Source organism: Xanthomonas euvesicatoria pv. euvesicatoria (assembly GCF_020880415.1).
Classification (GTDB): domain Bacteria; phylum Pseudomonadota; class Gammaproteobacteria; order Xanthomonadales; family Xanthomonadaceae; genus Xanthomonas; species Xanthomonas euvesicatoria.
In genome coordinates this window covers 126399-148289 of record NZ_JAJIUJ010000111.1, presented here as the reverse complement: position 1 = coordinate 148289, position 21891 = coordinate 126399, and the positions used below count along the sequence as shown (strand labels likewise).

At 65.3% G+C, this 21891-nt stretch carries 18 protein-coding genes and 1 pseudogene; 16 read left to right on the top strand and 3 right to left on the bottom strand.

Annotation, left to right across the window (positions count from 1 at the left end; translation table 11 throughout):
* Together LN450_RS19625 and LN450_RS19620 are read right to left on the bottom strand one after the other, a co-directional pair.
* Positions 1 to 374: pseudogene (locus tag LN450_RS19625) on the bottom strand (TonB-dependent receptor); the annotation flags it as partial.
* 515 nt (positions 375 to 889) lie between these two features.
* Positions 890 to 2275, bottom strand: a complete 1386-nt coding sequence (locus LN450_RS19620) for a helix-turn-helix domain-containing protein (RefSeq protein WP_011346806.1) — start codon at positions 2273 to 2275, stop codon at positions 890 to 892.
* A gap of 138 nt (positions 2276 to 2413) precedes the next feature.
* On the opposite strand from LN450_RS19620, the gene LN450_RS19615 reads away from it, so the two are divergent.
* The 6 genes from LN450_RS19615 (at position 2414) to LN450_RS19590 (ending at position 9318) form a co-directional block, all read left to right on the top strand.
* Complete coding sequence (locus tag LN450_RS19615; protein WP_039417779.1) at positions 2414 to 3919, top strand: CoA-acylating methylmalonate-semialdehyde dehydrogenase; 1506 nt, start codon at positions 2414 to 2416, stop codon at positions 3917 to 3919.
* A 10-nt stretch (positions 3920 to 3929) separates the two neighbouring features.
* Positions 3930 to 5111, top strand: a complete 1182-nt coding sequence (locus LN450_RS19610) for an acyl-CoA dehydrogenase family protein (protein WP_039417777.1) — start codon at positions 3930 to 3932, stop codon at positions 5109 to 5111.
* Positions 5108 to 5905: an enoyl-CoA hydratase gene (locus LN450_RS19605; protein ID WP_011346809.1), complete on the top strand. Its 798-nt coding sequence runs from the start codon at positions 5108 to 5110 to the stop codon at positions 5903 to 5905. Before LN450_RS19610 ends, LN450_RS19605 begins: the two co-directional genes overlap by 4 nt.
* Positions 5905 to 7086, top strand: a complete 1182-nt coding sequence (locus LN450_RS19600; RefSeq protein WP_057680276.1) for an enoyl-CoA hydratase/isomerase family protein — start codon at positions 5905 to 5907, stop codon at positions 7084 to 7086. Before LN450_RS19605 ends, LN450_RS19600 begins: the two co-directional genes overlap by 1 nt.
* A gap of 150 nt (positions 7087 to 7236) precedes the next feature.
* Complete coding sequence (gene mmsB / locus LN450_RS19595) at positions 7237 to 8139, top strand: 3-hydroxyisobutyrate dehydrogenase (protein WP_170811189.1); 903 nt, start codon at positions 7237 to 7239, stop codon at positions 8137 to 8139.
* 213 nt (positions 8140 to 8352) lie between these two features.
* Positions 8353 to 9318: a cation diffusion facilitator family transporter gene (locus tag LN450_RS19590; protein ID WP_011346812.1), complete on the top strand. Its 966-nt coding sequence runs from the start codon at positions 8353 to 8355 to the stop codon at positions 9316 to 9318.
* Positions 9319 to 9533: 215 nt separating this feature from the next.
* Here LN450_RS19590 and LN450_RS19585 read toward each other — a convergent pair whose 3' ends face one another.
* Entirely contained in the window at positions 9534 to 11615 is a 2082-nt protein-coding gene (locus LN450_RS19585) for a 3-hydroxyacyl-CoA dehydrogenase NAD-binding domain-containing protein (RefSeq protein WP_011346813.1), read from the bottom strand.
* A gap of 236 nt (positions 11616 to 11851) precedes the next feature.
* Here LN450_RS19585 and rpoE point away from each other — a divergent pair, with 236 nt between their 5' ends.
* The 10 genes from rpoE to recO all read left to right on the top strand — a co-directional run bounded on the left by rpoE (position 11852) and on the right by recO (position 21578).
* Positions 11852 to 12472, top strand: a complete 621-nt coding sequence (rpoE, locus tag LN450_RS19580; protein WP_003488227.1) for an RNA polymerase sigma factor RpoE — start codon at positions 11852 to 11854, stop codon at positions 12470 to 12472.
* Positions 12469 to 13365, top strand: a complete 897-nt coding sequence (locus LN450_RS19575; RefSeq protein ID WP_011346814.1) for a sigma-E factor negative regulatory protein — start codon at positions 12469 to 12471, stop codon at positions 13363 to 13365. The genes rpoE and LN450_RS19575 overlap by 4 nt, the downstream gene beginning before the upstream one ends.
* Before the next feature lie 109 nt (positions 13366 to 13474).
* Entirely contained in the window at positions 13475 to 15052 is a 1578-nt protein-coding gene (locus LN450_RS19570; RefSeq protein ID WP_039416718.1) for a DegQ family serine endoprotease, read from the top strand.
* Positions 15053 to 15241: 189 nt separating this feature from the next.
* Positions 15242 to 17032, top strand: coding sequence for a translation elongation factor 4 (lepA, locus tag LN450_RS19565; protein WP_011346816.1), 1791 nt, complete (start codon positions 15242 to 15244; stop codon positions 17030 to 17032).
* 105 nt (positions 17033 to 17137) lie between these two features.
* The gene (gene lepB / locus LN450_RS19560; RefSeq protein ID WP_011346817.1) at positions 17138 to 17938 is read left to right on the top strand and encodes a signal peptidase I; all 801 of its coding nucleotides are present in this window, start codon (positions 17138 to 17140) and stop codon (positions 17936 to 17938) included.
* On the top strand, positions 17939 to 18346 hold the full coding sequence (locus LN450_RS19555) for a DUF4845 domain-containing protein (RefSeq protein ID WP_016850781.1): 408 nt from the start codon (positions 17939 to 17941) through the stop codon (positions 18344 to 18346).
* Complete coding sequence (rnc, locus tag LN450_RS19550; protein ID WP_011346818.1) at positions 18336 to 19016, top strand: ribonuclease III; 681 nt, start codon at positions 18336 to 18338, stop codon at positions 19014 to 19016. The genes LN450_RS19555 and rnc overlap by 11 nt, the downstream gene beginning before the upstream one ends.
* Complete coding sequence (gene era / locus LN450_RS19545) at positions 19013 to 19915, top strand: GTPase Era (RefSeq protein ID WP_011346819.1); 903 nt, start codon at positions 19013 to 19015, stop codon at positions 19913 to 19915. The genes rnc and era overlap by 4 nt, the downstream gene beginning before the upstream one ends.
* Before the next feature lie 26 nt (positions 19916 to 19941).
* Positions 19942 to 20718, top strand: coding sequence for a hypothetical protein (locus tag LN450_RS19540; protein ID WP_228884927.1), 777 nt, complete (start codon positions 19942 to 19944; stop codon positions 20716 to 20718).
* A 137-nt stretch (positions 20719 to 20855) separates the two neighbouring features.
* Positions 20856 to 21578 (top strand): DNA repair protein RecO, encoded by a 723-nt coding sequence (gene recO, locus LN450_RS19535; RefSeq protein ID WP_008574279.1) that lies wholly within the window; start codon positions 20856 to 20858, stop codon positions 21576 to 21578.
* The last annotated feature ends 313 nt before the right edge of the window (positions 21579 to 21891 follow it).

The window sequence follows — 21891 nt, the reverse complement described above, 5'->3', positions numbered from 1 at the left end:
TTGCCGCGGTCGCGGGTGCCATTGACGCCGGGCAGCCGCACCAGCGCCTCGGCCACGGTGACGTTGGGCATCTGGCCCATGTTGTCTGCGGAAATCACTTCCACGACATGATCGGACATCTGCTTGGCTTGCACCGCCTGATTCAGGCTGGCGCGCTGGCCGATCACGGTGATGTTGTCCAACGTGACCGGCGCCTGGCCATTGCTGGCGGCGCTGCTGGTGTCGTTGGCCGGCGGCGCGGCGGGTGCAGTGTCCTGTGCATGCGCGCCGAACGCGGTGGCCAGCACACAAGCGATGGTGGTGCACAGGATGGCGCGAACGGGCGTGCGGCGCAGGCGCCGACTGGCCGGGTGGCCGGTATGGTGAACAGGCATCGGTTGATCCCTCCCAGGACAAAGTGACCGAATACGGTGGTAGCTGCGGGTGCGGCCAGCCGCATGGAGCGGGGCGGGCGCATCTGCGCGGGTGTGGCCAGTGGTGCTGTGCTGCGTGATCGCTGTTGGTCGTTCGGTGCGTGACGCCGCACGCGCGCTGCGGCGCGCTGGCGTCCCCCCTGTCTTGCATGTGTCCGCTTCAGGGTAGAAGCGCAAGCCATTCCATTCCAATGAAGCATTTTGCGGCAGCTATCTCGGCTTGGAATGCTGCGCTGCGGCACTCGCGCTTGCTTGGCCCCTGAAGGTAAGGCGGTGATGCGGCAGAAGCTTTGGCATCGGGGCGGGTGCTTGGCTGACGTGGACTGATGCGATTGCCCAAGGCTGTTGCCGCTTGTGCACGCGGCGGGAGCGCCAGAGTGGCCAATGCAACCAACCCAGGTGCAGTGGGTCTGTCATTGCGATCGCGGGCCGACGCACGGCCACGTCCGACAACCAGATCCAATTCCACCAACTCGCTAACGCGCGCGCGCCGGCAGGCGCGGCAGCGCAGGAAACGCGCGCTGCACGCAGTCGCTGCGTTCGCAGGTCAGGCAGCCCGGGCCGATCGGTACCGCATCGTCGACCGCGTTCAGATCCCAACCCCGCGCATACACCAACTGATCGGCGTGGCGCAGGTCGCAGCCCATTGCCAGGGCAAAGGTCTTGCGCGGGCGGCCATACCCGGGCGGGCCGCTGCTGACCTGGCGGGCCAGCCAGAAATAGCGCCGGCCGTCGGGCATGCGCGCGATCTGGGTGAGGATGCGGTCAGGCTGGTTGAACGCCTCGTACACGATCCACAGCGGGCAGGCGCCGCCGACATGCGAGAAATGGAAATCGGTGGCCGAGTGGCGCTTGGAGACATTGCCGGCGCGGTCCACCCGCAGGAAGAAGATCGGCAGACCGGCTGCCCCGCGCCGCTGCAAGGTGCTGAGCCGGTGACACACCGCTTCGAAGCCCACCTCGAAGCGGTCGGCCAACCATTCGATGTCGTAGCGCGAGGTTTGCGCGCTGTGCAGGAAAGCGCTGTAGGGCATCACCAGCGCGCCGGCGAAATAGTTCGACAGGCCAATCCGCGACAGCGCGATGCGCTCGGCGTCCTCGAAACCGGCATCGGCAATGCGCGCGTCCAGCAGCGGCGCGCATTCCAGCAAGGCCAGCTGTGCGGCCATCTGAAATGCCTGCTGGCCCGGCCGCAAGTGCGCCGGCAGACACAGCACACGGGCTTGCGCATCCATGCTGCGTTTGTCGCTGTGCAGGTCGGGAGCGTCCTGCACCAGCAGGCCGTGGCGATCGGCGAGGCGTTGGCGCAGCCGCAGCGGCAGATTTTCCGGGGTCAACCCAAGTTCGGCGTAAAGCGCTTCGGCGCGCTCGTCCAGTTCCGGCAGATAGTTGTGCGCGCGGTTGAAGTAGTCGCGCACCTGCTCGCCGGGCGATAGCGATGGGATTGCCGCGTGCTCGACCCCGATCTGCAGCTCCAGCGCTGCGTTGCGTTCGAGCAGATGCTGATGGGCGCGGTGCAGGTCCAGCAGCGCCTGCGCTACCTGCGGCAGATTGCCGGTCAGCGCACGCAGCTCGGCCGGCAACAGCGTATGGCCCAGGCTGCGCAGCGATGCGTCCAGCGGCTCGACCAGTGCGGCCGGGTCGTCCAGGTCCAGCAGGCCGTCCAGGTCGCCCAGCGCGCTCTTGAGCCGCTGCTGGATGGCCAGGGTGAGCGGGCGCTGATTGCGCTCGATCTGGTTGAGATAGCTCGGCGACAGCTCGAGCCGGCGCGCCAGCTCGGCCTGGGTCAGGCCATGGCGCTGGCGCAGCCGCTGCAGGCGCAGCCCAAGCTGGTGGCGGAGTTGAGCGTGCGACTGGGGCATTCGCAAGATTCGCAAAATTGTGTCGTCAGCTTAGCGCGATTAAGCAATAGCGGGCTGGGAATGGAGGGTGTCGATGCAAACAATGCGAAGTATTGGCCTGCAATGGCCCGATGTCCTTCTCAACAAGCGAGCCCTGCAATGAGCCAATCCGTCCCCCGCGTCTTCCTGTTGATCGATGGCGAAATGGTGGTGTCCGCCAGCACGCAGTGGCAGGACGTGGTCAACCCGGCCGACCAATCGGTGTTGGCCCAGGTGCCGTTCGCCACCACCGCCGAAGTGGATGCCGCAGTGGCGGCGGCCAGCCGCGCCTTCGTGACCTGGCGCAAGACGCCGATTGGCACCCGGGCGCGTATTTTTCTCAAATACCAGCAGCTGATCCGGGAAAACATGCCCGAACTGGCTGCGCTGCTCAGCGCCGAGCAGGGCAAGACCCTGGCCGATGCCGAAGGCGATGTGTTCCGTGGCCTGGAAGTGGTGGAGCACGCCGCGGCGATCGGCAACCTGCAGCTGGGCGAGCTGGCCAACAACGTCGCCAACGGCGTGGACACCTACAGCCTGCTGCAGCCGTTGGGCGTGTGCGCGGGCATCACCCCGTTCAACTTCCCGGCCATGATTCCGCTGTGGATGTTTCCGATGGCGATTGCGACGGGCAACACCTTCGTGCTCAAGCCCTCCGAGCAAGACCCGATGGTGACCATGCGGCTGGTGGAACTTGCGCTGGAAGCCGGCATTCCCAAGGGCGTGCTCAACGTCGTGCATGGCGGCGAGGAAGTGGTCAATGCGCTGTGCGATCACCCCGACATCAAGGCGTTGTCGTTTGTCGGTTCCACCAAGGCGGGCACGCACGTTTATCGACGTGCCTCGCTGGCCGGCAAACGCGTGCAATGCATGATGGGCGCCAAGAATCACGCCGTGGTGCTGCCCGACGCCAACCGCGAGCAGACGCTCAATGCGATGGTCGGTGCCGCGTTCGGCGCCGCCGGGCAGCGCTGCATGGCCGCCTCCACGCTGGTCCTGGTCGGTGACGCCCGTACCTGGATTCCGGAGTTGGTGGCCAAGGCCAAGAGTTTGAAGATCGGCGCCGGCAACGCGCCGGGCACCGAGGTCGGTCCGCTGATTTCCTGCGCCGCACGCGAGCGGGTGGAAGGCTTGATCGCCTCCGGCGTGGAGCAGGGCGCCACCCTGGAACTGGATGGCCGCGCGCCACAGGTGCCGGGTTTCGAGCAGGGCAACTTTGTTGGCCCGACCATCTTTTCCGGCGTCAAACCCGGCATGCGGATCTACGACGAAGAGATCTTCGGGCCGGTGCTGGTGATTCTGGAAGCCGCCACGCTGGACGAGGCCATTGCCTTGGTCAACGCCAACCCCAACGGTAACGGCACGGCGCTGTTCACCCAGTCCGGCGCGGCTGCGCGGCGTTTCCAGGAAGACATCGATGTGGGCCAGGTCGGCATCAACGTGCCGATTCCGGTGCCGGTGCCATTGTTTTCCTTCACCGGCTCGCGCGCTTCCAAGCTCGGCGACCTGGGCCCGTACGGCAAGCAGGTGGTGATGTTCTACACCCAGACCAAGACCGTGACCGCGCGCTGGTTCGACGATCAGACGCTGGCCCATGGCGTCAACACCACCATCTCCCTCAAGTGACCCGATCGCCATGAATGCAGCCATCCAGCTCCACCCCAACGCGGCCGATTTGAACGACGAGCAGGAAGCCTTCCGCGCTGCCGCGCGCGACTTCGCCGACAAGGAACTCGCCCCGCATGCAGCGCAGTGGGACGCAGAAGGTCACTTCCCGCGCGAGGCCATCGCCAAGGCCGCCGAGCTCGGCTTTTGCGGTCTCTACACCGACGAAGGCGTGGGCGGCCTGGGCATGCGCCGCCTCGATGCCGCAGTGGTGTTCGAAGAACTCGCCACGGTGGATCCGTCCACCTCGGCGTTCATCAGCATCCACAACATGGCCACCTGGTTGATCGCCAGCTACGGCACCGATGCGGTGCGCGCGCAGTGGGGCCAGGCGATGACCAGCGGCGCCAAGCTGGGCTCGTACTGCCTGACCGAACCGGGCAGCGGCTCGGATGCGGCATCGCTGAAATCGCGCGCCCAGCGCGACGGCGACAGCTATGTGCTCAATGGCAGCAAAGCCTTCATTTCCGGCGCCGGCGCAACCGACGTGCTGGTGGTGATGGCACGCACCGGCGAAGACGGTGCGCGTGGCATCAGCGCCTTCGTGGTGCCGGCCGATGCGCCTGGCATCAGCTACGGTCGCAAGGAAGAGAAGATGGGCTGGAACAGCCAGCCGACGCGCGGTGTCAGCTTCGAAAACGTGCGTATTCCGGCCGAGAACCTGCTGGGCAAGGAAGGCGAAGGCTTCAAGATGGCGATGAAGGCGCTGGATGGTGGCCGCATCAATATCGCCGCATGTTCGTTGGGCGCCGCGCAAGGCGCGCTGGATGCCGCACGTCGCTACATGGGCGAGCGGCGCCAGTTCGGCAAGAAACTGGCCGATTTCCAGGCATTGCAGTTCAAGTTGGCCGACATGGCCACGCAGCTGGTGGCCGCGCGGCAGATGGTGCACACCGCCGCGCGCAAGCTCGATGCCGGCAGCCACGACGCCACCGTGTGGTGTGCGATGGCTAAGCGCTTCGCCACCGATGCCGGCTTTGCCATCTGCGACGATGCCTTGCAGATCCATGGCGGATACGGCTATATCCGCGAATACCCGATCGAGCGTTTGCTGCGCGATAGCCGCGTGCACCGCATTCTGGAAGGCACCAACGAGGTGATGCGCATGATCGTGGCGCGTCACCTGCTCAATGGCGAGGAGGAATTGCGATGAGCGATTGGGAAGGACGTCTCCATACCGGTCTGCAGGTCGAGCGCGATGGGCACGTGGCCATCGTGACCTTGAGCAACCCACCGGCCAACACCTGGACCGTGCACAGCCTGGCGGCCCTGCGCGACCTGGTGCGCGCACTGGATGCCGACCGCAGCATCTATGCGCTGGTGATCACCGGCGAAGGCGAGAAGTTCTTCAGCGCCGGGGCCGATCTCAAGCAGTTCGCCGACGGCGACAAGGCCAATGCACGCCAGGCCGCGCGCCGGTTCGGCGAAGCATTCGAAGCCTTGAGTGCGTTCCGCGGCGTGTCGATTGCCGCCATCAACGGCTATGCGATGGGCGGCGGGCTGGAGTGCGCATTGGCTTGCGATCTGCGCATTGCCGAGCAGCATGCACAGCTCGCGTTGCCCGAAGCCAGCGTTGGCTTGCTGCCGTGTGCCGGTGGCACCCAGAACCTGCCGCGTCTGGTGGGCGAGGGCTGGGCCAAGCGCATGATCCTGTTGGGCGAACGTATCGATGCGGCAACCGCGCAGCGCATCGGCCTGGTGGAAGAGGTGGTCGGCAAGGGCGAGTCGCGCGCGCTGGCGGTTGCCTGGGCGCAACGTGCCGGCAAGCAGAGCCCGGTCAGTGTGGCGGCGTGCAAGCAGCTGGTGCAGTCCACGCGCCATGGCACCCACGCAGCGGCGTTGATTGCCGAGCGCGAAGCCTTCGTCGATCTGTTCGAGCACGCCGATCAGGCCGAAGGTGTGGCCGCGTTTCTGGACAAGCGCGCGCCGCAGTGGAGCAACCGCTGATGGGGCAGGTCAGCGCAACCGACGAGGCACCGGTGCTGTTCGAGCAGCGTGCGTGTGCCGATGGGCATCGCATCGGCATTGCCACCTTGAATGCGCCCAAGACGCTCAACGGCCTGTCGCTGCAGATGACCCGGCAACTGGAGACGCAGTTGCGCGCGTGGGCCGACGACGCGCAGATCGCGTGCGTGGTGTTGCGTGGCGCCGGCGAAAAAGCGTTCTGTGCTGGTGGCGATCTGCATGGCCTGTACCAGAGCATGCGTGCGCACCGCGATGCAGTGCCCGACAGTGCAGCGCGACGCGCAGCGCCGCAGGCCAACGCGCATGCGGCCGCATTTTTCGAAGAGGAATACCGGCTCGACTACCGCATCCATACCTATCCGAAGCCACTGCTGTGCTGGGGCCACGGCATCGTGATGGGCGGTGGCATCGGCTTGATGTCCGGCGCCAGCCATCGCGTGGTCACCGAACGCTCGCGACTTGCCATGCCGGAGATCAGCGTGGGGCTGTTTCCCGATGTGGGTGGCAGCTGGCTGTTACGCCGCGTGCCCCAGGGGGCCGGCCTGTTTCTGGCGCTGACTGGCGCGCCGCTGGATGCCAGTGATGCCATTTACGCGGGGCTGGCAGATGTACGCCTGGAGCATGCGCAGTACGCAGCAGTGCTGGATGCGCTGAGCGCGCACGCATGGACAGGCAATGCGGACCGCAACCAGCTCAGTGCATTTCTGCATGGCATCGCGCAACCGACCGAGCCGGGCCCGCTACAAGTCCACGCACAGTTGATCGAACAGTTGGTGGCCGGCGAATCACTGGAGCACGTTGTCGCTGCGATCCTGGCGCTGCAAAGCGAAGACGGCTGGCTGCAGGCTGCACGTGCCACCTTGGCCGCGGGTGCTCCGGGCTCGGCACGCCTTGCCTGGGAGCTGCATCGCCATGCGAGCACCACGACGCTGGCCGACACCTTCCGTACCGAATACGTGGTCGCATTGCATGCGGCGGCGCACGGCGATTTTGCCGAAGGCATCCGCGCGCTGTTGATCGACAAGGATCGTCAACCGCACTGGCAACCGGCGTCGCTGGAAGCAGCCGATGCGCAGTGGGCCGCAGCCTTCTTTGTTGCGCCCTGGTCGCCTACATCGCATCCGCTTGCCGATCTGGGGGCAGGCGAGCTGGGTGTGCAGTGAGTGGCTGGCAACTTGCGAAGCGCGTTCGGCTCACGCCGGATTGCAGTGCGGTTGCCATCTCTGACCTGCGTCATCGCAGCTGAAAACCGGCGGTGGCTCCGCGCGCGCAATCCGCGATGATCCCGGCCATCTGTTGAAGATGGTCCTATTTTGGAAACCGACACCATGAGCAAGATCGCTTTTATCGGCCTGGGCAATATGGGCGGGCCAATGGCTGCCAATCTGATCAAGGCAGGGCATCAGCTGCGGGTATTCGATCTCGCACCGGCCGCCCTGGAGGCTGCCTCGGCGGCTGGTGCGCATGCTGCCAGCTCCGCGCAGGACACGCTGGCCGATGCCGAGGTCGTGATCTCGATGCTGCCTGCAAGCCGCCACGTCGAAGGTGTGTACCTGGGCGAATCCGGCATCCTGGCGCAGATCCCGGATGGCGCCTTGGTCATCGACTGCAGCACCATCGCACCGGTGTCTGCGCGCAGGGTGGCCGATGCGGCCAAGGCGCGTGGCCTGACGATGCTCGACGCCCCGGTCTCCGGTGGCACGGCCGGGGCTGCAGCCGGCACGCTGACCTTCATCGTCGGCGGCGCTGCCGATGCGCTGGAGCGCGCCCGCCCGGTGCTGCAGGCCATGGGCAAGAACATCTTCCATGTCGGCGACAACGGGGCAGGGCAGGTCGCCAAGCTATGCAACAACATGGCCCTGGGCGTGATCATGGCCGCCACCGGTGAAGCGCTGGCGCTCGGCGTCGCGCAGGGCCTGGACCCTGTGGTGCTGTCGCAGATGATGGCGGTCAGTACCGGCCGCAGTTGGGCTACCGAGGTGTGCAACCCGTGGCCCGGCGTGCTGCCCAATGCGCCGGCGTCGCGTGGGTATAGCGGCGGCTTCGGCAACGACCTGATGCTCAAGGATCTGGGCCTGGTTGCCGAATCGGCGGTGCAGGCCGGCGTCTCGATTCCGCTCGGTGAGCTGGCGCGCAACCTGTATGCGATGAACAGCCAGGCAGGCAACGGGGCGCTGGATTTTTCCAGCGTGGTCAAGCTGGTCGCCAAGATATAACGGGCGATCCGCTCGCGCCGCGGAGTGTGGATTGGCGGGGGGGGGGGCATGCTTCCAGAGCGTGCTTTCTTTCGCCCCGCAAATAGCGCAACCACTGCGCCTTGTGCGGCCCGCCGCACGGCTCGCGTGATGTGATGTCATTACGCACAGGTGTAATAGTCTCCGCTATCGCGTACGCCTAAGGTGCGCGCATTGCAGCAGGCCACGACACCCATGGGACACGACCACAACCACGCACCCAGCGAAATCCGTCACGAAGCTCCCTTGTGGTGGGCACTGGGGTTGACCGCCGCCTTCCTGCTGGCAGAGATCATCGGCGCATTCGTGACCAACAGCCTGGCGCTGCTGTCCGACGCTGCGCATATGGCCACCGACACCGTCGGCCTGATGATCGCGCTGGTCGCGGTGCGCCTGAGTCGTCGTCCGGCCGACGCGCGTCGCACCTATGGCTATGTGCGGCTCGAAGCGCTCGGCGCACTGGCCAATGGCGCGCTGTTGTTCGTAGTGGGTGGCTACATCCTGTGGGAGGCCGCGCAACGCTTCCGCGCTCCGCAGGACATCGCGTACAGCGGCATGCTGCTGATCGCCGGCTTCGGCCTGGTGATCAATCTGGTCGCCATGAAGCTGCTGCACGCCGGCAGCGGCGAAAGCCTTAACGTCAAGGGTGCCTATCTGGAGGTCTGGAGCGACATGCTCGGCTCGGTGGCAGTGATCATCGGTGCCCTGCTGATCCGCTGGACCGGCTGGCAATGGATCGACCCGGTGCTGGCCGTGCTGATCGGCCTGTGGGTTTTGCCGCGCACCTGGGTGTTGCTGCGCGAGGCGATCAACGTGTTGCTCGAAGGCGTGCCCAAGGGGATCGACCTGGCCCAGGTGCAGCAGGCACTCACCAGCCATCCCGGCGTCGAAGACGTGCATGACCTACACGTCTGGGCGCTGGCCTCCAGCACGCCCGCGCTCACAGCGCACGTCGTGGTCAACGAGGCCACCGACCGCGACCGCCTGCGTGATGCGCTCGGCGCCCTGTTGCACGACCGCTTCGACATCGCCCACGTCACCTTGCAGGTGGAAAGCGGCCACTGCGGCACTGAACCCTGCGACACACCAAAGCCGACTGCAGACGCTGGCCATGACGCGCACCATGGGCACAGTCATGCGCATGGGCATTCCCATCATTAACCTCTGGTAACAGCAGGTCGGCAGGTCATCGAATCAGCGCGTTTCGACCTGCGTAATCCACCGCACCTGTCCGGCCCTTGCGTGACATATCCAGATCGACTCCGACTGCCAAGTAATCGGTGCCAGCATCTGCACGCTGCGGCCCTGACGCAAAAAGAAGGCTGCCAACGGCAGCCTTCCTGCAAATCAGACTTGTCGATAGATGCCTGCCGGCCTCAAGCCACTGCTTCCCGCAACAACGGCGAGTCCCAACCCGGGCGCGGCGCGAAGCGTTCGCCATAGCGTGCATGCAGCGCGTGCAGGCGCTCCAGCAGCGCGTCTGCGCCGACGCTGCGGATGTACTGGATCGGGCCGCCACGGAAAGGTGCGAAACCTGTGCCGAAGATGACTCCGGCGTCCAGCAGGTCTGCGTCGGCCACCACGCCATCGTGCAGGCAGGCCACCGCTTCGTTGAGCAGCGGCAGGATCAGGCGGTCTTCCAAATCCGCCGGTGCGGTGTAGCCGCTGGCAACCTCGGGTTTGACGGCGCGTCCGTTCTCCCACTTGTACAGGCCCTGGCCGTCCTTCTTGCCGCGCTTGCCGGCTTCCACGGTCGCCAGTGCCGCCGGGATGGGCAAACGCAGGAACGGCGCCAGCTCCGCGCCCACGCCCGCCGCCACATCCAGGCCCACGGTGTCGATCAGTTCGATCGGCCCCATCGGCATGCCGAACTTCACCGCCGTCTTGTCCAGCACCGGGCCAGGAATGCCTTCGGCATACGCGGTGGCCGCCTCGAGCAGGTAGGGGAACAGCACCCGGTTGACCAGGAATCCCGGCGTGCCGGCCACCGGCACCGGGAACTTGTCCAAGGCCTTGCAGAACGCAGCCAGGCGCGCGACGTTGGCCGGATCCAGACCATCGTGCTGCACGATTTCCACCAGCGGCATCATCGCCACCGGGTTGAAGTAGTGCAGGCCGGCAAATTGCGCCGGGCGCTGGATGTGGCCACGCAATTCGGTCAGCGGAATCGACGAGGTATTGGTCGTCAGCAAGGCATCCGGCTTGAGTTGCGGCTCGATCGATTGGTACAGATCGCGCTTTGCCTGCGGGTTTTCGATGATCGCCTCGATCACCAGATCGGCCTGCGTCACACCCGCACCGGCCAGATCGCCGCGCAGGCGCGCGGCCACGGCCGGCCGCTTGGCGTCGTCCTTGACGCGCTTGGCGAACAGTTCGCCGCCGCGCGTCAGCGCCGTATCGATAAAACGCTGCTCGCGGTCCTGCAACGTGACCTCGAAGCCCTTGTAAGCCGCCCACGCCGCGATGTCGCCGCCCATGACGCCGGCGCCGATCACATGCACATGGCGAATCGGGGCCGCCGCCGCACCGGCTGCGTCCTTGCCGCCCAGCGCTTTCAGGCGCTCGGTCAGGAAGAAGATGCGGATCAGGTTGCGTGCGGTCGGCGTGCTGGCAAGTTTGACCACCGCCTTGCGCTCGGCCGCCAGGCGCGCCTGGATGCCGCTGCCGCCCGCCCGCTCCCAGACGTTGATCAGGGCGTAGGGCGCCGGGTAATGCTCCTTGCGCGCCTTGCGCGCCACCTGCTTGCGCATCTGCGGCGCCAGTAGTTTGCGCGCGAGCAAGGTATTGGTGGCCCACGCAGTGGCGCGCTGCTTGAACGCACGCGCGGTGCCGGCGAGCGCCAGGCTGGCTGCCACATCCACCAGCACGGCAGGCGCGGCGACCTTGTCGACCAGCCCCATCGCGCGCGCAGCCTTGGCCGATACCGTGCGGCCGGTGAGCATCAGATCCATCGCGGCCGGCGCACCGATCAGGCGCGGCAAGCGGGCGCTGCCGCCCCAGCCGGGAAAGATGCCCAGCTTGGTCTCCGGCAGCCCGATGCGGGTGCTGCCGTCATCGGAGGCCACGCGGTAGCGGCAGGCCAGCGCGATTTCGGTACCGCCGCCCATGCAGAAGCCATGAATCGCCGCGACGGTCGGGCAGGGCAGTTCGGCCAGCTTCTGGAAGACCTGCTGCCCGCGGTGGATGGCATCGTTGACCGTACCCTTGCGATCGAATTCCTGGAATTCCTTCAGATCGGCGCCGGCGATGAAGCCGTTGGGCTTGCCCGAGCGCAGCACCACGCCCTTTGGCGGATCCAGTGCCAGCCGCTCGACCACGGCGCCCAGCTCCAGCAGCACCTCCTGCGAAAATGCGTTGACCGGTGCGCCCTGCCGATCGAGGCTGAGCACCACCACGCCGTCCTCGCGCAGATCGGCCTGCCAATGGCTGAATCGGAGCCCGTCGAAACCTGGAAGCATGCGTCTGGCCGTCCGGCAATAGAAGGAAAGGTCGTTATCATCCAGAGGTTGTTTCCTTCACGTCAAATACCCATACCTGTCGACAGGGGAGATCCGCGCAATGCGCGCGGCGTCGCCAGCGGTGCATCGCTGCCGCTACCCTGATGCGTGACGGTCGTACGGATCGGTATGAACTTTTCTTTTCAACGGCGGTCTCATTGCCCGACTTCGGTGGGCTGACAGGAGTGCGGCCCGACATGGCCGAAGTCGATACACCTCAGGAGCTGGACCTGGAACTGGTCCGGCGCGTGCAGCGCGGCGAAAGCGCAGCGTTCGATGTGCTGGTGCGCAAATACCAGCATCGGATCGTTGCCTTGATCGGGCGCTACATCGCCGACTGGAGCGAATGCCAGGACGTTGCCCAGGACACGTTCGTGCGCGCCTACCGCGCGATCAACAGTTTTCGTGGCGACGCCCAGTTCTACACCTGGCTGCACCGCATTGCCGTCAACACTGCCAAGAACCATCTGGTTGCGCACAACCGCCGCCCGCCCACCGACGACATCGAGATCAGCGATGCCGAGCAATTCGATGGAGCGACCCGGTTGCGCGACACCGATACCCCGGAGCGTGAATTGATGCGACAGGAGCTGGAACAAACGGTGATGCGCGCGGTCCAAGCGCTACCGGAAGAACTTCGGTTGGCCATCACCCTGCGCGAGGTGGAGGGCCTGAGCTACGACGAAATCGCGCAAAAGATGGATTGCCCGATCGGAACGGTGCGCTCGCGCATCTTCCGGGCGCGCGAGGCCATCGACATCGAGCTGCGGCCTCTGCTGGAGACCGAAAGCGCTACCCGTGAGCGACACCGCGTATGAACCAGAACCCTGCCATGTCCACCACCGACAAATTCGAGCTTCACTATCGCCAGCAGCTGTCTGCGCTGGTCGACGGCGAGTTGAGCGCCGACGAGTCGCGCTTCCTGCTGCGCCGTCTGGCCCACGACGAAGAATTGGCCGGCTGCCACGAGCGCTGGCAGTTGTGCGGCGATGTGCTGCGCGGTGCGGCCAGTGCGCCGGCGCCGCTGGATTTTGCGGCGCGTGTGCGCAGCGCCATTGCCGAGGAGCCGGCACCGCAAGCGCAGCCGGCGACCCGCCCTGGTGCACGTTGGCGCTGGGGCGGCGGTGCAGCGATTGCCGCCTCGGTCGCGGCGATTGCCTTGTTCCTGGCGCGCGAGCGCCTGCCAGACACCGCCGCGCCGGGTGCTGCAACAACCCCCGTCTATGCCACCGCCGCGCAGCTTCCGCCCGCCTCGCAAGCGCCGCAGGGACCTGAGGCACCGAAGGTGCCGGCCGCACCGGCTCCTGGGGCGCCGGATGAGGTGGCCGCGCTTGCTGCAGCCGTGCCTGTCGCTGCGCTGGCGTCTACTCGGCGCGGCGCGGCAACGCGCAATCAGCAAGTCGCACGCAGTGCGGCTGCGCGTCAGCAGCAGGCGCCGACCCGTATGGTCGCTGCGGCAGCACCGGCATCCACGGGCACCGCATCTGCGGTTGCGGCGACGCCGTCCAATCCGTTTACGCATCCGGATACCACGCTGCAGGCACGCCCGTGGCCGCGCGCGGCCCTGTCCGGGGCTGGCGAAAGCTCGCTCAATGCCAGCTTCCGCCAGAGCCAGCCCGGCACGGCGTTCTATCCGTTCGAACCCGCGCCACAGGCCGTTACCAGCCCGGCGCCGAACCGGCCGGCGTCGGCGCAGGCCCCGCAGGACTGACCCTGTCGCCGGCCTTCATCCGTTCGGCAATCTCCCTCCCGTTATCGTGCCGGGCCCGTGTTGCTACGCGGGTTCTGGCCCCTGTCGCCCTGCCATCGGAGGCAACCTGATGAACCATCGCATCCGCAACCAGATGTTCGGCCTGATCGCCATGACCCTGCCGCTGGCCGCCTGCGCGCAGCAGCCCGCACCTGCTGCCAAGGACCTCGCCCCGATTGCCGCCAACCGCAGTGCCACGCCGGCGCCGCAGCTGGTGGCGGGGCTGCCGGACTTCACCAATCTGGTCGAGCAGGTCGGCCCGGGCGTGGTCAATATCGAAACCACCATCACCCGCAAGGACGCCATGGCGCGTCAGCAGCGCAGCGGCCCGGGTGGTCGCGGTGGCGGTGCAATGCCGGATGACGATCAGATGCCGGAATTCTTCCGCCGCTTCTTCGGGCCGGATTTCCAGATGCCGGGCGGTCCGCGGCAGGGGCCGGGTGGCGGCGATGACGACGGCGGCATCGCCGGCAAGTCGATGGGCTCGGGCTTCATCATCTCGGCCGATGGCTATGTGCTGACCAATCACCACGTGGTCGATGGCGCCAGCGAGGTGACCGTCAAGCTCACCGACCGCCGCGAATTCAAGGCCAAGGTGGTGGGGAGTGACGAGCAATACGACGTGGCGCTGCTGAAGATCGAGGCCAAGGGCCTGCCGACCGTGCGCCTGGGCGATTCCAACACGCTCAAGCCGGGGCAGTGGGTGGTGGCGATCGGCTCGCCGTTCGGTCTGGATCACTCGGTCACCGCCGGCATCGTCAGCGCCACCGGCCGTAGCAATCCCTACGCCGACCAGCGCTACGTGCCCTTCATCCAGACCGACGTGGCGATCAACCAGGGCAATTCCGGCGGCCCGCTGCTCAATACGCGTGGCGAGGTGGTCGGCATCAATTCGCAGATCTTCTCCGCGTCGGGCGGATACATGGGCATCAGTTTCGCGATCCCGATCGACCTGGCCTTCAGCGCGGCCGAGCAGATCAAGGCCACCGGCCACGTGAGTCGCGGCATGCTGGGCGTGGCGGTCGGCCCGATCGACTCGCTCAAGGCCCAGGGCCTGGGCTTGCCGGACAGCCGTGGTGCCTTGGTCAACGACATCCCGGCCGGTAGCCCGGCAGCCAAGGCCGGCATTGAGGTGGGCGACGTGATTCGTGCAGTGAATGGCAAGTCGATCGACGTCGCCAGCGATCTGCCGCCAATGATCGGGCTGATGGCGCCTGGCACCAAGGTAACCCTGGACGTCTTGCGCGACGGCAAACCGCGCAAGGTGACGGTCACCCTTGCACCGCTGCAGGACGGCGGCGAGAACGCCGCACCGCGCACCGCCGCCGATGAGGCCAAGCCCAGCGCTCCGGCCAGCGTGGAATTGCTCGGCCTGCAAGTTGCCGACCTGACCGCCGCCGAGCGCAGCCGCCTGGGCCTGGAGGCGGGCGAGGGCGTGCGCATTGCGGCGGTCACCGGCGCGGCGGCGCGCAGCACCCAGCCGCCGCTGTCGCCGGGCCTGATCATCGCCCGCGTCGGCCGGACCAAGGTCGGCAGCGTCGCCGAACTCAACCGCGCCCTGTCCAGCTACAAGAAGGGCGACGTGGTCATGCTGCTGGTGACTGACGGCAAGGCAACCAGCTACGTGGCCTTGAAGGCCGGCGGCTAAGGGCGGCCGGGATTGGGGATTTGGGATTCGGGATTGGCAGCAGCGGGTCCGCGCTACGCGGCCCCCCTGCTTTTGCGATTCCCGAATCCCGATTCCCAATTCCCGGCCCCAGAGGGGTCGGCCGTGCGATAATGCTGCGTTACCCTGACGACGGCTGCGCCGGCGCCCACCTCAATGTCCTCTGATTCAATGCGGAATATCCGCAACTTCTCCATCATTGCCCACGTCGACCACGGCAAATCCACCCTGGCCGACCGCATCATCCAGCTGTGCGGCGGCTTGCAGGCGCGCGAGATGGAAGCCCAGGTGCTCGACTCCAACCCGATCGAGCGCGAACGCGGCATCACCATCAAGGCGCAGTCGGTGTCCCTGCCGTACACGGCAAAGGACGGGCAGACCTACCACCTGAATTTCATCGACACCCCCGGGCACGTCGACTTCTCCTACGAAGTCAGCCGCTCGCTGGCTGCATGCGAAGGTGCGCTGCTGGTGGTGGATGCCGCGCAGGGCGTGGAAGCGCAGTCGGTGGCCAACTGCTATACCGCGGTGGAGCAGGGGCTGGAAGTGGTGCCGGTGCTGAACAAGATCGACCTGCCCACCGCCGATGTCGACCGCGCCAAGGCCGAGATCGAAGCGGTGATCGGCATCGATGCCGAAGACGCGGTAGCTGTCAGCGCCAAGACCGGTCTGAACATCGATCTGGTGCTGGAAGCGATCGTGCATCGCATCCCGCCGCCGAAGCCGCGCGAGACCGACAAGCTGCAGGCGTTGATCATCGATTCCTGGTTCGACAACTACCTGGGCGTGGTCTCGCTGGTGCGCGTGATGCAGGGCGAAATCAAGCCCGGCAGCAAGATCCTGGTGATGTCTACCGGGCGCACTCATCTGGTCGACAAGGTTGGCGTGTTCACCCCCAAGCGTAAGGAACTGCCCGCGCTGGGCGCCGGCGAAGTGGGCTGGATCAACGCGTCCATCAAGGACGTGCACGGCGCCCCGGTCGGCGACACCCTGACCCTGGCCGGCGATCCGGCGCCGCATGCCTTGCCCGGCTTCCAGGAAATGCAGCCGCGCGTGTTCGCCGGCCTGTTCCCGGTCGATGCAGAGGATTACCCGGATCTGCGCGAAGCGTTGGACAAGTTGCGCTTGAACGATGCCGCGCTGCGCTTCGAGCCGGAAAGCTCCGAAGCGATGGGCTTCGGCTTCCGCTGCGGCTTTTTGGGCATGCTGCACATGGAAATCGTGCAGGAGCGCCTGGAGCGCGAGTACAACCTGGACCTGATCAGCACCGCCCCCACCGTGGTGTATGAAGTGCTCAAGACCGATGGCACGGTCATCAACATGGACAACCCGGCCAAGTTGCCGCAGTTGAACCTGGTGCAGGAAATCCGCGAGCCCATCATTCGCGCCAACGTCCTCACGCCCGAGGAGTACATCGGCAACATCATCAAGTTGTGCGAGGAAAAGCGCGGCACCCAGATCGGCATCAACTACCTGGGCAGCCAGGTACAGATCAGCTATGAGCTGCCGATGGCCGAAGTGGTGCTGGATTTCTTCGACAAGCTCAAGTCGGTCAGCCGTGGCTATGCCTCGCTGGATTACCACTTCGTGCGATTCGATGCCGGCCCGTTCGTGCGCGTGGATGTGCTGATCAACGGCGACAAGGTCGACGCGTTGTCGTTGATCGTGCACCGCAGCCACGCCGATCGTCGCGGCCGCGAGCTGTGCGAAAAGATGAAAGACCTGATTCCCCGGCAGATGTTCGACGTGGCGATTCAGGCCGCGATCGGCTCGCAGATCATCTCGCGCTCCACGGTCAAGGCGATGCGCAAGAACGTGCTGGCCAAGTGCTATGGTGGCGACGTTTCGCGCAAGAAAAAGCTGCTGGAGAAGCAGAAGGAAGGCAAGAAACGCATGAAGCAGGTCGGCCGCGTGGAGATTCCACAGGAAGCCTTCCTGGCCGTCCTGCAGATGGACAAGTAGCAGGGATTCGGGATTCGTCATTCGGGATTGGCAACGGCTTGCCCATCCTCTTGCTCTTACTAATCCCCAATCTCAAATCTCGAATCCCGTTCCGAAGGAACATCAATGAAATGGTTTGAAATCATCCTGGTTGTCCTGACGCTGGGCAGCGGCTTCATCTGGCTGCTGGACAAGCTGTTTCTGGCCAAGCGCCGTGCGGCGCGTGCCGGGTTGCTGGACAGCGAGCCGGCGATCATCGATTACTCGCGCGCCTTTTTCCCGGTGCTGGCGGTGGTGCTGATCCTGCGCAGCTTCGTGGCCGAGCCGTACAAGATTCCGTCCAGTTCGATGATGCCCAACCTGCTGATCGGCGATTTCATCCTGGTCAACAAGTTCGCCTACGGCTTCCGTCTGCCGATCACCAATACCAAGTTCATTCCCACCGGCGAGCCCAAGCGCGGCGACGTGGTGGTGTTCAAGCCGCCGCACGCGCCGGACCAGAACTGGATCAAGCGCGTGGTTGGCCTGCCGGGCGACAGGATCGGCTTCCACGGCGATACGCTGTACATCAACGACAAGCCGATGCATTACACGGTCAAGGGCGAGTACATCGGCAAGGGCAAGGGCGCCGAGATGACCGGCACCACGCTGCTGGTCGAGGACCTGCCGGGCCGCACGCACACCGTGCTGGAATGGCTGGACCGCAACATGCCGGCCGGGCAGGGCGACTGGACCGTACCGGCGGACAGCTATTTCGTGATGGGGGATAATCGCGACAACAGCGAGGACAGTCGGTTCTGGACCCAGACGCACTTTCTGCCGGAAGCCAATCTGCGCGGCAAGGCGTTCCTGATCTGGCTCAATTGCGAAGGGTGGTTCTGCAAGGGGAGTTTCGATCCATCGCGGATCGGGACTGGAATCCAGTAAATGCACGCACGGCGTGCCAGGGGAAGCACAATGAAGCGCAAGCAAAGCGGTATGACGTTGACGTCGTTCGTGGTGGTGCTGGCGGTAGTGGGGTTCGGTTTGTACATCGGGATGAAGCTGTTCCCGATGTATCAGGAATATTACGCAGTGCGTACGTCGATGAAGGGCTTGGCAAATGAAGCAGGCACTTCCGACATGGATCCGTCCAAGTTGCAGGACATGTTCTTCAAGCGCCTGTACATCAACTATTCTGAAAATGTCAAAAAGGAAGACGTCAAGTTCGAGCGGATCGAAGGCGGCTGGCGCATGAAGGTCAATTACGAAGTCCGCCGCGAGCTGGTTGGCAATCTGGATGTGGTTGGCAAGTTCGATACGGCACAGGATCTGACGAAGCGCGGTGTCGAATAGAACCTTCCAACGCGGTGATCCGATCGGGCACGCATTCGCCGATCCGGCTCTGCTCGCCCGGGCGCTGCGGCATCGCAGCGCCGGGACGCCGCATAACGAGCGACTGGAATTTCTCGGCGACGGCATCGTCAACCTGCTGATCGCCGAGGCGCTGTATCAACGGTGGCCCAAGGCCGACGAAGGCGCATTGACCCGTGCACGTGCCGAGCTCGTGCGCGAAGGTGCGCTGGCAGTGATCGGACGCACGTTGAACCTCGGCGAGCGCCTCACGCTGGGGCCAGGCGAGCTGAAATCCGGAGGTCACCGGCGCGATTCGATCCTGGCCGATGCGGTCGAGGCGATCGTCGCAGCCATCTATCTGGACTGCGGTTTCGAGCGTTGCCGTGCAGTGGTGCTGCCGTGGTTCGAAGCGTCGCTGGCGGCATTGCCGGTGGGCAAGGCAGAAAAGGATCCCAAGACCCGGCTGCAGGAATGGCTGCAGGCACGGCAACTGCCGCTGCCCACCTACGCGCTGATCAGCGAGAGCGGCGACGAGCATGCCAAGCAGTTCCACGTCGCCTGCATTCTGGAGCAGCCCGTCGCCCGCGCCGAGGGCCAGGGCACTTCGCGTCGCCTCGCAGAGCAACAGGCGGCGACTCTTGTCATCGCACAACTGGATTCAAACACGTGAGCGAAACCTCTTCCCCCCACCGCAGCGGTAGCGTTGCGGTGATCGGCCGGCCCAACGTCGGCAAGTCCACCCTGACCAACGCCCTGGTCGGCGCGAAGGTCAGCATCGTCTCCAACCGGCCGCAGACCACGCGTCATCGGTTGCTGGGCATCGCCACCTTCCCGGAAGGGCAGCTGGTGCTGGTCGACACACCGGGCTTGCACCGCGAGCAGAAGCGCGCAATGAACCGGGTGATGAATCGCGCTGCGCGCGGCTCGCTCGAGGGCGTGGACGCGGCGGTCCTGGTGATTGAAGCCGGCCGCTGGGACGAGGAAGACACGCTGGCGTTCCGCGTGCTCAGCGACGCCGGCGTGCCGGTGGTGCTGGTGGTCAACAAGGTCGACCGGCTCAAGGACAAGACCGCGCTGTTCCCGTTCCTGGCCCAGGTCAGCGAGGGGCGCACCTTCGCCGCCGTGCATCCGGTGTCCGCGCTCAAGCGCAAGGGCCTGGACGCGTTGGTCGGCGACCTGCTCAAGCTCGTGCCCGAAGCCGAGGCGATGTTTGGCGAAGACGAGATCACCGACCGCAGCCAGCGCTTTTTGGCTGGCGAACTGGTGCGGGAACAGCTGATGCGTCAGCTCGGCGAAGAGCTGCCGTACGCCACCACCGTCGAGATCGAGCGCTTCGCCGAAGATGGGGCGCTGCTGCGCATCGGTGCGGTGATCTGGGTCGAGCGCGAAGGCCAGAAGGCCATCGTGATCGGCAAGGGCGGCACCCGTTTGAAAGAAATCGGCGGCAAGGCGCGCCTGCAGATGGAGCGCCTGTTCGGTGCCAAGGTGTTCCTGGAAACCTGGGTGCGCGTGCGCGAAGGCTGGTCGGACGACGAGGCTGCGCTGAAGGCGTTCGGCTACAGCGAATAATTTCGGTAAAAACAAGGAGGTTCACAATGTGGTGCAGTAAGACGAACTTTTGCGGTATGCAGTCCTGGGATGCGAGTCGGACGCTATTTGCGGCGCTGTTTTTGTTGTTGCTGCCGTTTGCCAGTCATGCACAGACCTTTCCATGCTCAAATTCGGCCGGATCAGGTGAGCGAAGGGTGGGGATGGCACCGGGTGGGCCTGGTGTCGCGCCTACACCTCTATGTGTTCGTGACGATGCCGCCTCAACAGCTGCGGCGCAGCCAGAACCTGATCCGTTGAAGGCACGGGCAACCGCTGCCCTGGGTATGGCTCAGATGCTATTGAGCGAGAAAGCCAAGCTCGCGAGCGATCCGAATTATCGGCGTTTCCGTGATGGCTATTGGCAGCATTTCGAGCCCCGTGCAGGTTCGAAACCTGGCGATAACTGCGTTGCGGCCTACGGTAATCTGCAGGGCCTCGTGACCCTGGCCGGCCCTGCGGGTGACTATCGCCGTGCAACGATGGCGTTCACTGGAGCCGGGTTACCGCAGCCTAAGAAAGACGGTGTGATCAAAGTCACTCTGGACGATGGCGACGGAAGGCCGCAAACCGTGCGCGCGTTTCACTACCTCACTCCAGGCACGGATTTAGCCACGATTGCGTTCGCAGTCCCCAGTGCCGAGGGATTGCTTGGCGGGATAGAGGACAAGGCGCATTACAGGTTACTTATCGATAAAAAGCAGGTGTTCGAAATCGAGTGGCACGATGGTCATCAAGCCAGAGATCGATTGAGGCAGTGTATTGCTGCAGATGGCATGTCGTAGCGGAATCCTGTGTCGTGTGTCCTTCTTGACCGTCTTCGGCATGTGGGACGTACGGCTGCGTGAGGACCCTGGTTCCTGGGAATGGGATGGTCCTGCACGGCTTCGGCTGATCGAGGGCTGCAACGCATGGACCTAAGATGCTGATCGAGCACGAGCGCGGGTTCGTCTTGCACGTACGGGCCTGGCGCGAGACCAGCCTGCTGGTGGAAGTGCTGACCGAGCAGCACGGGCGGGTGGGACTGCTGGCGCGCGGTGTGCAGGGGCCGCGCAAGCAGGCGCTGCGCGCGGCCTTGCAGCCCTTGCAGCTGATCCAGTTCAGTGCCGTGCAGCGCGGCGAGCTGGCCCAGCTGCGCCAGGCCGAAGCGCTGGACACCGCGCCGCGACTGGTCGGCGACACCATGCTGGCTGGTTTTTATATCAGCGAATTGCTGCTGCGCCTGGCCCCGCGTAACGATCCGGTGCCCGAACTTTATGCCTGTTATGCGCAGGCACGTACTTACCTGGCGTCCGATCTGCCGTTGGCGTGGGGGCTGCGCCGGTTCGAGCGCGACGTGCTGGACGGGCTGGGGTTCGCCTTCGATCTGCAGCATGACAGCGACGGGCAGCCGATCGACCCGGCGGCGCGGTATCGGCTGGATCCGCAGGAGGGCGCCTTGCGCGTGTTGAGCGAACGGCTAGCCCAGGACCGCCGCGAAACCGTCACCGGTGCGGCGCTGCTGGCGCTGGGCGAAGACGTCATGCCGGATGCCGACGACATGCCAGGCCTGCGGCGCAGCATGCGCGGGGTACTGCTGCACCATCTGGGCGGGCGTGGTCTGAAATCCTGGCAAATGCTCGAGGACCTGGCGCGCCGCCGCTAATGGCGCGGAGTGCTGGAGGCCCATGCGTGATAGCGCTGGACAAAAGTCCAGCAGCGACCGGCGATCCCACGAGCCAGCAGCGAATTGAGCGAAGCGGGCGCTCGGAAAACCGGCAGACAGCACCCGTGCCCGTCGGTTTATAAAGCCCTTCGCCTGCCCTCGACCACGAGCGCCACTCTCGTCACCGACATGGACCGGGCGAGCAGCAACTGCATATGCCCTGCGTCGAGCTGTAGATCATCCAGGCAGTCAAACGCCAGCAACTGGAGCCGGTGCTGCCTGCCATACGCAGCTCGATCGGCAGGACGACGAT